The sequence below is a fragment of the Acidobacteriota bacterium genome, from assembly GCA_016700075.1.
Taxonomy (GTDB): Bacteria; Acidobacteriota; Blastocatellia; order Pyrinomonadales; family Pyrinomonadaceae; genus OLB17.
The window spans coordinates 2,994,679-3,008,460 of record CP065000.1; the positions used below are offsets into that span (position 1 = coordinate 2,994,679).

Consider the following 13,782-nt stretch of genomic DNA (forward strand, 5'->3'; position numbering starts at 1 on the left):
ATCTCGATGTCTGAGAAATCACCAGATGAAAGACTGTTTTTGCGGCGAGTTTCAACAGGCGTCGCAATATTTGTTGCGACGCTTCTTTTTCTTGCGTTCATCTACTTCGTTTCGGACGTACTCTTGCTGATCTTTGCAGCGGCGCTCGTCGCGATCTTTTTAAGCGGCCTTGCTGAGCTGATTAAGCCGTATATCAATGTCGCTGATGGATGGCGGGTATTGATCTTGACGGCCCTGCTTTTGGGATCGATCGCAGCCGGCGTTGCTATGCTAGCGCCAAGCGTTGCTGAACAGGGAAAGCTGCTGCGGACGAAAATACCGGAATCGGCCCAAAAAGCGAGCGAATTTCTGTCGCAGTATTCTTGGGGCCGGACTATCATCGACAATATTCTGCATCCGGACGATCTGCTCAATTCGATAAATGTGTCTGTTGCGGACGTCGTCTCGAACGTAAGCGGCTATTTTTCTTCGACTGTCGGTGTGATCGGCAATATCGCGATCATCGCCCTGTTGGGGCTCTATTTTGCAAGCGAGCCGCGGCTTTACTCTGACGGGATCGTCAAACTGTTTCCGATCCGTCGCCGCGAGCGGGCAGCTGAGGTCGTTCACGCGACCTATGAAACTCTTCGATGGTGGCTGATCGGCAAATTTGCGTCGATGCTGTTCATCGGGATACTGACGTGGATCGGCCTATCGATACTCAGTGTGCCGCTTGCTCTTACGCTCGGTTTGATCGCAGGTTTGCTGTCTTTCATTCCAAATTTTGGGCCGATAATTTCTGCGATACCGGCATTTCTCTTGGCGTTCATTGATTCACCGATCAGTGCGTTGTATGTGTTGGCATTATATGTTGGAATTCAGGTCGTAGAATCGAACATCGTCACGCCGCTGATAGAACGCGAGACCGTCGAACTGCCGCCCGCTCTGACAGTCGTTTTCCAGATCGTCCTGGGCGGTTCGACCGGCGGATTGGGATTGATACTTGCAACGCCGCTGCTCGCGATGATCGTCGTGCTGGTGAAAAAGGTCTATATCGAAGACATTCTCGGCGACACGCCCGAGTTGGTCGCGGCCGAGGCTGATTAACTTATGATCGAAAGATATACATTGCCCGAGATGGGTGCGGTTTGGTCGCTGGAGAATAAGTTTCAGAAGTGGCTGGACGTGGAGGCCGCGGTGTGCGAGGTGCATGCTGAGGACGGGACGATACCGCAGGACGCTTTGGCGGAGATCAAGACGAAGGCGGCGTTCACGGTCGAGCGAATTGCCGAGATCGAGAAGACGACCGACCACGATGTGATCGCTTTTACGACGAATCTGGCTGAGAACATCGGGCCGGCATCGCGGTTTGTGCATTACGGGCTGACGTCGAGCGACGTTGTGGACACGGCAAATGCGCTGCTGCTGAAAGAATCGTGCGACATTCTGCTCGCGAAGGTCGATGCGCTGATGGAAGTGTTGAAACGGCGGGCGTTCGAGTTTAAGGACACGCCGCAGATCGGGCGTACGCATGGAATTCACGCCGAGCCGACGTCGTTCGGGCTAACGTGGGCGTTGTGGTTCGAGGACATGAAAGCGAACCGTTCGCGGCTCGTCGCGGCACGGTCTGCGGTCTCGAAAGGCAAGATCTCAGGCGCCGTCGGTGCGTTCGCCCATTTGTCGCCGGACGTTGAACGACGTGTTTGCGAAAAGCTAGGCATCGAGGCGGCGAAGGCTTCGACGCAGGTCATTCAACGCGAGAGTTACGCCGAATATATGTGCACGCTCGCGATCATCGCTTCGAGTCTGGAGAAGATCGCGCTACAAGTGCGTCATTGGCAGCGGACCGAAGTGAGGGAAGCTCAAGAGGCGTTCAAGAAGGGACAGAAGGGCTCGTCGGCGATGCCGCACAAGCGAAATCCGATACTGTCGGAGCGTATCTGCGGGATGGCGAGGACCGTTCGTGCGAACGCGATCGTCGGGCTGGAGAACGTCGCTTTGTGGCACGAACGCGACATTTCGCATTCGTCGGCAGAGCGAATTGTGCTGCCGGACTCAAGCGCGACGCTCGATTATCTTCTTGCAAAAACGACGTCCCTGCTGGATACGCTGGTCGTTTATCCTGAGAATATGCTCGCGAATCTGAACCTGACGCGCGGGCTGGTGTTCAGCGGACAGTTGATGCTTGCACTTACGCAAAAAGGCGTGACTCGCGAAGACGCCTATGTTTACACTCAGCGAAACGCAATGAAGGTCTGGGACGAAGGCGGTGATTACAAGGAACTTGTAATGAAAGACGCGGACATCTCTGGTCACCTTTCGGCTGAAGAGATCGCCCGCGTCTTTGACCTAAAACACTATCTGCGAAATGTAGATAGAGTGTTTGAAAGAGTATTTAGCTGTTAGCCCATTTTTCGGCCATATCGCCGATCACGGGAAGCTTCATTATCTGCCCCTGAAAGCCCTTGATCATCCCGAAGATCATCGCGCCCAAAAAGCCGACGATCACGACGAGCGACAAAAGGCTGAAAAGCGAGCCGATAGTAGAATCAACTGCCGCCGAAATGACCCCGCCAACCAGTGATATCGCAACGACGAGCACAATATACAGGACCGTCAGAAGCAGGGACTGAAAGGCGTGGAACCGAACAAAGGTGTTCTCTTTGTCCGTAGCGATCACGATGATGCTGTAAATGAGGCTGATCAGGCAAACTGGCAGGTAGCACAATAATGCACCGATGTTTGCGTCCAATCCCAAAGCGGTTTTGCTGCCAGGGTTATATTGCATAACTATAAAGTTCTCCTTTTTTCTTGAGTGGAAACCAAAATTGCGTTAGAAATCACGGGAAATTTAGCACAAGACTTTGATAAAAACAAGAAAGTCCGTCAGAATCTACAATTTATTTTATTGCTGCAAATGAAAGCCTTAGTATACGTAACACTCAAATCCGGCGTGCTTGACCCTCAAGGGAAGGCGATCCACCATTCTGCCGAAAGCCTCGGTTTCGAAGGAATAACTGACATTCGTCAAGGGAAGTACTTTGAGATCGAGATCGATCCGGCCGTAGATGCAGCTTCTGCCGAGGCAGAGGCAACGCGGCTGGCTTCAGAGATATTGTCAAATCCGGTGATCGAAGACTACCGAGTGGAGATCGTGAAATGAAATTCGGTGTAGTGGTCTTTCCCGGATCGAACTGCGATCACGATGCTTATCATGTGATATCAAAGCATGTCGGCCAACCTGTCGATTTCATCTGGCACAAAGAGACCGACCTGAGCGGCTTTGACGCTGTGATAATTCCCGGCGGTTTTTCTTACGGAGATTATCTGCGTGCCGGAGCACTTGCGAGGTTCTCACCCGTGATGGGGTCCGTCAAGGAGTTTGCCGCGTCAGGGAAGTTCGTCTTCGGCATCTGCAACGGTTTTCAGATATTGTGCGAGGCGGGGCTGCTGCCGGGCGTTCTGATGCGAAACAGCGGGCTGCATTTCATCTGCCGCCATGTAGATCTGCGTGTCGAAAATTCGAACACGCCTTTTACGAACCTGGTTGACAGCGATCGTGTGCTGTCGATCCCTGTCGCTCATGCGGAAGGGAATTACACTTGTGACGACGCAACATTTAACGAGCTAGAGGAGAACGGCCAGATCGTGTTCCGATATTGCACTCCCGAAGGCGAGGTTACTGATGAAGCGAATCCGAACGGTGCTCGTTCGAACATTGCCGGCATCTGCAATCGTGAAAGGAATGTATTGGGAATGATGCCGCACCCTGAGCGGGCGTGTGAAGAGCTGCTCGGTTCGAACGATGGCCGCGATATCTTCCGCTCTCTCGCGAATACGATCGGCAAAATGTCGCTGTAAGATCAGTTCTCGACCTCGACCTCAAGCCCCGCCGCAGAAAAGCTCCAATCGAGCACTTCGCAGCCTTCCTCACCGTCCAGTGCGGCTTCTACGTCGCCTCTGCGGCCTTCCTCGCAGAAAAACGCAATGCAGCCGCCGCCGCCGGCACCGCAGACCTTTGGGGCGATGGCTCCGTTCGCCATAGCGGTGTCGATCAGATGATCCATATAAGGAGTCGTGATGTTTGGAGACAGCTTTTGCCGCTGCGGGTGAGCCGCCGCCAAAATGCTGCCAACCGCGTCCCAGTCGTTTGCAATGATCGCGGACCGGACCGATAGCGTTGTGTCGCGAATGCCGTCGAACAGTTCAAATAGTTCGCGGTCGCCGTCGATGTGGCGTTTTGTCAGCTCCCAGTTGTTTGTACCGGAATTACGCGGCTCGCCGGTGTAGCAGATCGCAAATCTCTCCTCGATCAGTGAAACGTCCGCTGACAACCCCTCACGTTCCATTCCCGCCGGGCCGAAATGTATGCACGACAGCCCGCCGTACTGTGCCGAGTAATAATCCTGGTAACCGGTCGGCACTTTTATGACCTGACATTCCACGGCGGCAGCGATCGGAATAAAGCGGTCACGCGAATATCTGCCGCCCACTAGTTCGTTCAACGCTGCGATGCAGGCGATGTTCAGCGTCGATGAGCCCGCAAGGCCTGCGCCCGCGGGAGCCTTCGATTCCGTGATCATGCGAAAACCGCGTGCAGGGCGAAAAAAGTAAACCAGCTTTGCAAGCAGCTGCAATCTCGGTTCGTCTTTAAGCCGGGCGATGTCGCCCGCGGTCAGCTCCAGTGAGTCCTTCTGGTCGATGCTCTCGATGATGATCCGGTCATCATCGCGTGTCTCGATGGTGCAATATGCACGCGGGCCGATGGCGAAATTGACCGTTGCGGCACCTTCGTGAAAAAGGAACAAAGGCGGAATGTCGATCGTCCCGCCTGCAAGGTCAACGCGTGTGGGTGCTGAAGTTCTGATGATCACGGATCTCGGTTTAATGGTCCTAGTTAGATTTTTGTGCAGATCTGGATTCGGTGCTTTTTAGGTCGGCCGGCTGCGGAAGCGGCGTTTCCTCTGTCTCATCTATACTGGGCTCGCGGGTAAGGTGCAGCTTTTCGCTGAGGTCGTGGAATTTTTCCTGTGCGGCCTCTTCTACGGCGATGATGGTCTCTTCGATCTTATGCAGCGTCTCAGGATTGGCGTCTTCGACGCGTTCAGACAGCCAATACCTCTCGAGTACATAGAACGCAGCTATGCCTATGATGACGATGAAGAAGAGGGCAATGCCGATCTGATGAAAATCACCGATGATCGACGTGATGGCCCCGCTAAAGAAATATCCGGTTCCGGCGAGCAGCAGCACCCAGAGAAAACAGCTTATGGTGCTGAGCATCAGGAAGCGGATAAAAGGCATTCTCGCAACACCATAGGAAAGGCAAACCGCCATCCGTATCCCATAGATATACTTGGAAATGATGATGGCAGAGCCGCCGAATTTCGACATCAGTTTCTCAACACGTGGTTGAGCGACCTGATAGAAACGGTAATGTTTTGCGTTCTGGTGAAATATCCGGCCGATCAGGTAACCGATCGAATCGCCTGTCACGCCGCCGGCCGTGCCGAATATCATTACCTTGAGCAGGCTGTAATCGCCGAAAAAGCCCGAATGAGCTAGAACACCCGAGATGAGCAGCGTGATGTCGCCTTCGACCGTGCAAAGCACAAATACGGCATATATGCCGTATTGAGCGATGATCTCGAAAACCGGATGTTCCATTCAGCGGCTAAGCCTTCGTAAAGTTCACTGTGCCTTAACTCTAGAGAGTAGCTTTCAATCGATTAGCAGTCAAAGATAAGACCCGACCCATGGCTCGTGCCGTTGTGGACGTGATGCGTTATCATCTAGGCTTCATTTTCGGTATTTCGATGTCGAGATTTCATAGGGCCTCACATTTTACGCGCAGCAACAGTACGCGGTTCCTTTACTGGGCCGCGGTATTGAATCAGGTGGACGTGCTCGCGCGGGCCTTTCCGAAAACTACGCCGTCAGACGGCAGAAAGCGTGTATTGTTCGTCAGGTTCGACGGCATAGGCGACTACGTTATTTGGACGTCGAGTTTCGACCTGATCAGATCTCTCTATCCGGCCGCAGCATATGAACGCATTCTTGTCGCGAACAGGTCAATGAAGGATCTGGTAGATCCTGAAATGTTCGAACAGGCCGTTTTTGTAGATCAGCAGAAATTTGTCACGAACCCTCGGTATCGATTTTCCGTCATGCGTCAGGTCAGCGGATTCGGTGCGGATGTTGCGGTGAATCCGAGGCTTTCACGCGAATTTCTGTGGAACGATTCCGTTATAAGGGTCAGCGGTGCAGCGAGGCGTATCGGTACGCATGGCATCTCGAACAGGATGACGCCGGTGCAGAAAAGGATATCTGACCGTTGGTACGACATACTTACGCCCGAGCCGGTACCGGGCGAGCACGAATGCATATCGAACGACAAATTTCTTGCGTTCGCTTCGGAAAAGCCCGAACCGGGTGTTCACCGCCCGCCGAATATCGGTATTCCGGCTCATTTCGGCCATGGACTCGAACCGAAGAGTTTTGCGGTCATATTCCCGGGTGCTCATTTGGCTGACAAGCGTTGGCCTTCGGAAAAGTTTGCGTCAGTTATAGACCACCTGAATGATGTATACGGATTAAGGTGTGTGATCGCCGGCGGAAGCGATGATACGGATCGTGCCGCAGCTATCGGAGCATTGTGCAGATCAAAGCCGTTGGACCTGACAGGGAAAACGGGCCTGCTTGAACTGACGCGGCTTATCGGTGATGCACGGATCGTTATCACAAATGATACGAGTGCGGCACATATTGCGGTAGCAGAGGATATACCGGTCGTCGTGATCACGCCGGGTAACCATGTCGGCCGGTTTTTTCCGTATCCCGACGAAATGGACGGCAGAACCATCATGCAGTTTTCTGCATTGCACGAAATGGAGTGTTTTGGCTGCTGTTGGAACTGCATATACTCTGAACGCCCTGCTGACGAACCGACGCCCTGCGTCAAGGATGTTCCGGTAGGAACAGTCATAGCAGGCATCCAGTCTCTCCTTTGATGATGGCAGGCGTGCAACGTATCCGAGTGGTTGACTGTCAACTTCATGGTGTTAGAATCTGTGCAAAAGCGGGGTTAAGTAATGGGTCTTGTCGAGATGAAATATTGTGGTCTGTCAATTGAGTCACAAAAGCTGCGGGGCGTTTGCATTGGCGATTCCGGTTCGCTGATCGACTCTTTTGTCGAAGATCTCGACCAGTCACTGGACCCTGTCGAACGCGTAAAAGAAACGCTCTCAAAACGGCAGAAAGCTCTTGAGGGCTGCGATCGTCTTGGTATCGCCGTCCCCGGACTTGTTACCGCAAAAGGCCGAATTACGCACTCTGCGTTGATCCCAGAGCATTCCGGCCTTGAATTAGCGAAGGCCATCTCCGAACGAACGGGGAAAGAAGTGCTGTTGGAGAACGATGCCAACTGTGCCGCCTATGGTGAACTTCAATTGGGTGCGGGCCGGGGCAGCAGCGACATCTTCTACATCACTCTCGGCGAGGGCGTAGGCGGCGCGTTCATTTTCGGCGGCAAGATCTGGCGGGGTACGGCAGGATTCGCCGGTGAGTTCGGTTATGTACCGATCGACGCCGACGGAAATAGGCTCGAGGACATGGCATCTGCCGCTAATATTGTCCGGAGGACACGCAGCCGTCTACATACTGACAACACCACCTCGCTTGCTCAGAAAGGCGAGGACAATATCGAACTTGACGACATAATTCTCGCCGCTGACCAAGGCGATGAATTTGCCCGCATGATGATCGAACGGACAGGCACCTATGTCGGTGTCGCGGCCGCCAGTGTGATCAATCTGCTGAATATTGAGTCGATCATTGTTGGGGGCAGCACAATGCGGGCAGGCGGGCTATTGCTTGAAGCCTTGAAGGAAAGAGCTAGGGAACTGTCATTTGAGCCGGCGTTCGAGACCACCCGTTTTGCGGTCGGTGAACTCGGGGACAATGCGTCGGCTCTTGGTGCAGCGTTGCTCTGCAGGGCAGACAGATGATCCGGCCGGCGTTGAGATGCACGCTTATTATCCGTCTTATTAACGTTACTAATTAGTAAGCGGATAGGTTAAATCGTTACTTTTGGTTACTTTCGTTATTGTGCGATTTGCGGATTTTGCAACTTTTAGTAAAATCCTTGAGAGTTTTACGTAATTCGGTCAAATAGTTCTGAGGCCTGTTTCCCTGGTCGGCCCCAAAATAAGGGAAAGAGGCTGGGCTGAAGTTGAATACAGAGCCTCAGCGGAACAACAAAAAACCTTAAATGGCTCAAGTCTTTAATAAAAGCGCGAACAACATCGCCCGTATAAGTATGGTGATGGTGGCGGTCTTGGCAGGAACGGCGTTCTACGCCTACACGCAGATCGCCCGGTCGTCATATCTGACGGGAAGATACGTAGAGAAGCAGCAGCCCGTGCAGTTCAGCCACAAGCACCACGTAGGTGATGACGGCATCGACTGCCGGTATTGCCATACCACTGTGGAGACTACGGCTTCTGCCGGTATGCCTTCAACTCAGACGTGTATGAACTGCCACAGCCAGATCTGGGCGGACAGCCCTTATCTTGAGCTCGTTCAAAAGAGTTTTCGCGAGAACAAGCCCATACAGTGGGAGCGTGTTCACGACCTGCCGGAATATACATATTTTAATCACAGCATCCACGTGGCAAAAGGCATAGGCTGTTCCTCGTGCCATGGAGCCATCGACAATATGCCTGCGGTATATCAGGAGAACACGCTCCAGATGGAGTGGTGCCTGGCGTGTCACCGCGAGCCGGAGAAGTTCATTCGTCCCAAATCTGAGATCTTCAACATGCAGTGGCAGGATTCGGATCTTTCGCCTGCCGACCGTGACAAGCTGAAGGCCGATTACAAGATCAGGAGTAAGGAAATGCTGACAAGCTGTTCAGTTTGTCACAGATAGCGAGAACGCAAGTACCCGTTGAATACAATGCCCAATAAGGTAAGCAATAACAGTTTCGCCGCATTGAGGGACAAGGTCCTCGCCCAAGATGGCAAGCAGTACTGGCGAAGCATCGAAGAATTTGTTGACGCTCCTGAGTTCGAAGCGGCCGTTAAGGAAGAATATCCGCACGCTATCGAGGACTGGGACAATTCGCTCAGCCGCCGCAATTTCGTGAAAGTGATGGGAGCATCACTTGCGCTCGCCGGCTTGAGCGGCTGCGTTATTCAGCCGCCCGAGCAGATCGTGCCATATGTCAGGCCGCAGGAAGGCCTTTTGCCGGGCGTGGCGAACTATTTTGCGACGACGATCTCTCTTGGAGGGGTAGGCGTCGGGCTTTTGGCAAAATCATACGAGGGTCGTCCCGTTAAGGTAGAAGGGAACCCGGAACACCCCGGAAGCCGCGGCGGAACCGACGCTATCGCCCAAGCGTCCATACTAGGGATGTACGATCCCGACCGTTCGCAGCAGATCACCTTCCGCGGAAGCCCCAGCAACTGGGCAACTTTTATGACCGCAGTCAGGACCGCGATCGAAGAAAATCGGGCGGACGGTGGAGCCGGCGTCAGATTTCTGGCCGAAACGGTCACATCGCGGACTTTAATTGACCAATTCACGCGGCTGAAAGCGGAACTTCCGAACGCAAAATTGGTTCAATACGAACCGGTCAACAACGATAACGTTCTGGCCGGTGCGAAAATGGCATTCGGCTCGCCGGCACAGCCCGTTTACAACCTATCAGGAGCCAAACGCATTTTGACCCTCGGCGCTGACATTTTCTCGTCGTTCAGCGTTGCGAATATAAAGGAATTTGCTAAGGGCCGGTCTGTTTCCGAAGAAGGTTCGGAAATGAACCGTCTGTACGCGGTCGAGACCACTCCGACGCTGACCGGAGCAAAAGCGGACCATGCGATCGCTGTGAAGCCGAGCCAAATGACGGCGTTCGCAAAGGCGGTCGCGAAGGCTGTCGGTGTCGCCGGGGCAGAATCCGACTATACAGAGAACGCAGATTGGATCGCCGCAATGGCCAAGGACCTCGTCGCCAATCCGGGAATGAGTGTGGTCATCGCCGGTAAAGATCAGCCGCCGATGGTTCACGCTATCGCGAACGCGATCAACGACAAACTCGGAGCGGTCGGCAAATCGGTAACATTCATTGAGCCGCTGTCACCTAACGCGGAAGTGTCTCAGCTGGATCAGCTGAAGGAACTCTTCGGCGATATCGAGGCAGGCAAGGTCCGGCTCTTGTTCATTCTCGGGGGAAATCCGGTTTACAACACTCCCATTGATCTTCGGATCGATGGCGAGAAGCTGATGAAGGTGAATACGCGGGTCCATCTAGGCCTCTATGCCGACGAGACCGCGGAGTTTTGCCAATGGCATGTTCCCGAAAAACACTTTTTGGAAATGTGGAGCGATGCCCGTGCGTATGACGGCACCGCGTCGATCGTTCAGCCGCTCATCGAGCCGCTTTACGGCGGAAAGAGCATCCACGAGGTCGTCCAATTAGCGTTCAAAGAAAATTTTGAGAAAAAAGATCTCGATATAGTCAAAGAATATTGGCAAAAGACGGGATTGAGCGGTGCTGCTCCGCGGCCCGCCGCTACGCCTGCCGTTGCTGCTGTCCCTGCGAATACTGCATCCGCTCCGGCCCCGGCCAACGGCACGGCTCCGGCGAATGGATCCGCTCCCGCGCCTGCGGCTACGCCTGCAGCGGCTGCTCCGGCAGCAGCGACGACAGCTCCCGCGGGCTTTGAGGCGAATTGGCGCAAGGCCGTTCACGACGGCGTGATCGCGAATACGGCATCGCCCGTTAAGTCGGTCACTGCGTCAACCGGTTTTCTTTCGCAACCCGATACGAAACCTGCCGGCGGCGGTGCACTTGAGATACAGATCTGTCCCGATCCGTGCGTTTATGATGGCCGTTTTGCCAACAACGGATGGCTGCAGGAGCTTCCGAATCCGCTCAACAAGGTCACTTGGGAGAATGTCGGCCTCATTAGTCCGAAGACCGCGGCAAAGCTCGGCATCAACTCCGCCAATGACCCGCGTGAAATGGCCGGCGGCGGGCTAGGCATCAGTTTCGTGACGACAAAGGGCGGTAACCTTCTTTCTGATCTCGTAACAGTTAAGTATCAGGGAGCCGAGATCAAAAAGCCTGTTCCCATGTGGGTCACGCCGGGACAGCCCGATGACGTGGTCACGATCTACATGGGCTATGGCCGTACGCGTGCGGGCAAGGTCGGAACCGGACTCGGCTACAATGCGTTCGACGTTCGCCGCTCTGACGCCATGAGCTACGGTATGGGCGAGCTTGCAAAGACGGGCGAGCAGACGAACATCGCGTCAACGCAGATCCATTTCAATATGGAAGGCCGCGACCTGCTGCGTGTCTGGAATATCGAGGATTACAAAGCGAATCCCGATATGGGGCATCAGCATGACGAATATCCTAAGTCGATGTACCCCTACGAAGAGCATCAAAAGCTCTACGAACAGAATTACAAATGGGCGATGTCGATCGACCTGAATTCGTGCGTAGGCTGCAACGCTTGTGTGGTTGCCTGTCAGAGCGAGAACAATATTCCGGTCGTAGGCAAAGAGCAGGTCGAGCGCAGCCGTGAAATGCACTGGCTTCGTATCGACACCTATTACGGCGGCGACGACATCAATGCCCCCGACGGCCCGCATTTCCAGCCCGTTCTGTGCATGCAGTGCGAACAGGCACCCTGCGAGGTCGTATGCCCGGTCCATGCCACGGTTCACAGTGCCGAGGGCCTGAACGATATGGTTTACAACCGCTGTGTCGGAACGCGTTACTGCTCGAACAACTGTCCCTACAAGGTGCGCAGATTCAACTTCCTGCTGTATCAGGATTGGAATACGCCGCAGTACAAGCTGATGCGTAACCCTGAGGTTAGCATCCGCAGCCGCGGTGTGATGGAAAAATGTACATTCTGTACGCAGCGCATTTCGATGGCCCGTATCGAAGCAGAGAAGGACGGCCGCAAGATCCGCGACGGCGAGGTCACCACGGCATGTCAGTCGGCATGTCCGGCCGAGGCGATCACCTTTGGCGATCTGCACGATAAAGAAAGCAAGATCTACAAGGCCAAAAAGGACCACCGCGACTACAAGCTCCTTAACGAGCTCAACACGCAGCCGCGGACGACATATTTGGCAGCTCTGAAGAATCCGAACAAGGAAATGCCGGATTATCTTAAGCGTGAACAGCGAAAGCCCCACGTTATCGGCAAGAAGAAAGCTGAAAAAGGAGGCGAAGCTCACTAAGCCTCATCGGGCACCTCGAGGCGGATGCGACGATGTCGAGTTCGCCGGCGACGCTTTAAGACCGAAAATATGCAGGTTGATAAAGAACTCCAGCAAAAATTAAGGCCCGCGATGGTCGAAGGCGAACACACATTCGCCAGCGTTACGGACAAGATCTCCGACGTTACGCTGAAGAAGCGTACGCCTTTCCACTGGTTCATCGGCTTCGGCATCTCGTTCCTGGTCGCTCAGTTACTGCTCTTTTCGGTGGTTTGGCTGCTTGCGAACGGTATCGGCGTTTGGGGAAATAACCAGCCGGTGGGATGGGCGTTCGACATCATCAACTTCGTTTGGTGGATCGGTATCGGCCACGCAGGTACTCTAATTTCCGCCATTCTTTTGCTTTTGAATCAGAAATGGCGCACGTCCATCAACCGATTTGCTGAGGCGATGACGCTGTTCGCGGTTGCCTGCGCGGCCATGTTCCCGCTGCTGCACACCGGCCGCCCGTGGTTGGCGGCATACTGGCTTTTCCCGTATCCGAACACAATGGGCATTTGGCCGCAGTTCCGCAGCCCGCTCATTTGGGACGTTTTTGCGGTATCGACCTACGCGACTGTTTCGCTGCTGTTCTGGTATGTGGGCCTGATCCCCGATTTCGCAACGCTTCGCGATCGGGCAAAAAACAAGTATTACCGCTTCGTTTACGCCATTCTCGCTTGGGGCTGGCGCGGGAGCGCCAGGCACTGGCATCGTTATGAGATCACGTATCTTATACTAGCCGGGCTTTCTACGCCGCTAGTTCTTTCGGTACACTCGATCGTTTCATTCGACTTCGCGGTGTCACAGATCCCGGGCTGGCACGCTACCATCTTTCCGCCCTATTTCGTCGCCGGTGCTATCTTTGCCGGTTTCGCAATGGTGCTGATACTTTGCATTCCGCTGAGGCATTGGTATCGTATGCAGGATTTCATAACGCATACGCACCTTGTTTATATGGGCAAGGTCATGCTCGCGACCGGGCTGATCGTCTGTTACGGCTATGCGATGGAGGCGTTTTTCGGTTGGTACAGCGTCGCGGAATATGAGGTCTTCATGGTGAAGAACCGCATATGGGAAGGCCCGTATTGGTGGTCATATTGGCTGCTGATCCTGTGCAACGGCATGTCGATCCAGCTGCTTTGGTTCAAACGTTTCCGCGAATCGGAATTCTGGCTTTTCACGATCTCGGTTGTCGTGAGCGTCGGTATGTGGCTGGAACGTTTCGTGATCATCGTGACCAGCCTGCACAGGGATTTCCTCCCGTCCTCATGGGCGATGTACAGCCCGCAGATCTGGGACTGGACGATGTTCATCGGCACCATCGGCTTCTTCTTTACGCTGATCTATCTGTTCGTTAGATTTGTGCCGATCATCTCGATATTCGAGGTCAGGACGCTGCTGCCTGACGCAAACGTTCACGGACATCAGCAGGATTTTGACGAGAGTGTTCTCGAGGTTGAATCTACTTACGACCGCACGGATCCGCCGAACAGCTGATCCGGCAGGTGACTTTGCTTTTAAGA

The 13,782-nt window shown here is 54.0% G+C and carries 12 protein-coding genes; 9 read left to right on the top strand and 3 right to left on the bottom strand.

Annotated elements, in window-relative coordinates:
- Positions 1 to 6: 6 nt before the first annotated feature.
- Positions 7 to 1,086, top strand: a complete 1,080-nt coding sequence (locus tag IPM50_13545) for an AI-2E family transporter (protein QQS32664.1) — start codon at positions 7 to 9, stop codon at positions 1,084 to 1,086.
- Positions 1,087 to 1,089: 3 nt separating this feature from the next.
- A complete protein-coding gene (locus IPM50_13550) occupies positions 1,090 to 2,385 on the top strand; it encodes an adenylosuccinate lyase (protein ID QQS32665.1) in 1,296 nt (431 codons plus the stop codon).
- On the opposite strand, the gene IPM50_13555 is transcribed toward IPM50_13550, so the two are convergent.
- On the bottom strand, positions 2,375 to 2,767 hold the full coding sequence (locus tag IPM50_13555; protein ID QQS32666.1) for a hypothetical protein: 393 nt from the start codon (positions 2,765 to 2,767) through the stop codon (positions 2,375 to 2,377). The genes IPM50_13550 and IPM50_13555 overlap by 11 nt on opposite strands.
- 129 nt (positions 2,768 to 2,896) lie before the next feature.
- On the opposite strand from IPM50_13555, the gene purS reads away from it, so the two are divergent.
- Entirely contained in the window at positions 2,897 to 3,142 is a 246-nt protein-coding gene (gene purS, locus IPM50_13560) for a phosphoribosylformylglycinamidine synthase subunit PurS (GenBank protein ID QQS32667.1), read from the top strand.
- On the top strand, positions 3,139 to 3,840 hold the full coding sequence (gene purQ / locus IPM50_13565; protein QQS32668.1) for a phosphoribosylformylglycinamidine synthase subunit PurQ: 702 nt from the start codon (positions 3,139 to 3,141) through the stop codon (positions 3,838 to 3,840). The genes purS and purQ overlap by 4 nt, the downstream gene beginning before the upstream one ends.
- Before the next feature lie 2 nt (positions 3,841 to 3,842).
- Here the strand turns inward: purQ and IPM50_13570 are convergent, their stop codons facing one another.
- Together IPM50_13570 and IPM50_13575 are read right to left on the bottom strand one after the other, a co-directional pair.
- Positions 3,843 to 4,853, bottom strand: a complete 1,011-nt coding sequence (locus IPM50_13570) for a hypothetical protein (protein ID QQS32669.1) — start codon at positions 4,851 to 4,853, stop codon at positions 3,843 to 3,845.
- 19 nt (positions 4,854 to 4,872) lie between these two features.
- Positions 4,873 to 5,646, bottom strand: a complete 774-nt coding sequence (locus tag IPM50_13575) for a DedA family protein (GenBank protein ID QQS32670.1) — start codon at positions 5,644 to 5,646, stop codon at positions 4,873 to 4,875.
- An 89-nt stretch (positions 5,647 to 5,735) separates the two neighbouring features.
- Between IPM50_13575 and IPM50_13580 the strand changes: the two genes are divergently transcribed.
- The 5 genes from IPM50_13580 (at position 5,736) to nrfD (ending at position 13,756) form a co-directional block, all read left to right on the top strand.
- Positions 5,736 to 6,989, top strand: coding sequence for a glycosyltransferase family 9 protein (locus IPM50_13580; protein QQS32671.1), 1,254 nt, complete (start codon positions 5,736 to 5,738; stop codon positions 6,987 to 6,989).
- Positions 6,990 to 7,085: 96 nt separating this feature from the next.
- On the top strand, positions 7,086 to 7,985 hold the full coding sequence (locus IPM50_13585) for an ROK family protein (protein ID QQS32672.1): 900 nt from the start codon (positions 7,086 to 7,088) through the stop codon (positions 7,983 to 7,985).
- A 263-nt stretch (positions 7,986 to 8,248) separates the two neighbouring features.
- Complete coding sequence (locus tag IPM50_13590) at positions 8,249 to 8,908, top strand: cytochrome c3 family protein (protein QQS32673.1); 660 nt, start codon at positions 8,249 to 8,251, stop codon at positions 8,906 to 8,908.
- A 27-nt stretch (positions 8,909 to 8,935) separates the two neighbouring features.
- On the top strand, positions 8,936 to 12,238 hold the full coding sequence (locus IPM50_13595; protein ID QQS32674.1) for a TAT-variant-translocated molybdopterin oxidoreductase: 3,303 nt from the start codon (positions 8,936 to 8,938) through the stop codon (positions 12,236 to 12,238).
- Between the two features lie 69 nt (positions 12,239 to 12,307).
- Positions 12,308 to 13,756, top strand: coding sequence for a polysulfide reductase NrfD (gene nrfD, locus IPM50_13600; protein QQS32675.1), 1,449 nt, complete (start codon positions 12,308 to 12,310; stop codon positions 13,754 to 13,756).
- The last annotated feature ends 26 nt before the right edge of the window (positions 13,757 to 13,782 follow it).

Excerpts from the sequence above, each read along its gene's own strand:
- IPM50_13545 (QQS32664.1), top strand. The coding sequence starts at position 7 with ATGTCTGAGAAATCACCAGATGAAAGACTGTTTTTGCGGCGAGTTTCA.
- IPM50_13550 (QQS32665.1), top strand. The coding sequence starts at position 1,090 with ATGATCGAAAGATATACATTGCCCGAGATGGGTGCGGTTTGGTCGCTG.
- IPM50_13555 (QQS32666.1), bottom strand. The coding sequence starts at position 2,767 with ATGCAATATAACCCTGGCAGCAAAACCGCTTTGGGATTGGACGCAAAC.
- purS (QQS32667.1), top strand. The coding sequence starts at position 2,897 with ATGAAAGCCTTAGTATACGTAACACTCAAATCCGGCGTGCTTGACCCT.
- purQ (QQS32668.1), top strand. The coding sequence starts at position 3,139 with ATGAAATTCGGTGTAGTGGTCTTTCCCGGATCGAACTGCGATCACGAT.
- IPM50_13575 (QQS32670.1), bottom strand. The coding sequence starts at position 5,646 with ATGGAACATCCGGTTTTCGAGATCATCGCTCAATACGGCATATATGCC.
- IPM50_13580 (QQS32671.1), top strand. The coding sequence starts at position 5,736 with ATGGCTCGTGCCGTTGTGGACGTGATGCGTTATCATCTAGGCTTCATT.
- IPM50_13585 (QQS32672.1), top strand. The coding sequence starts at position 7,086 with ATGAAATATTGTGGTCTGTCAATTGAGTCACAAAAGCTGCGGGGCGTT.
- IPM50_13590 (QQS32673.1), top strand. The coding sequence starts at position 8,249 with ATGGCTCAAGTCTTTAATAAAAGCGCGAACAACATCGCCCGTATAAGT.
- IPM50_13595 (QQS32674.1), top strand. The coding sequence starts at position 8,936 with ATGCCCAATAAGGTAAGCAATAACAGTTTCGCCGCATTGAGGGACAAG.
- nrfD (QQS32675.1), top strand. The coding sequence starts at position 12,308 with ATGCAGGTTGATAAAGAACTCCAGCAAAAATTAAGGCCCGCGATGGTC.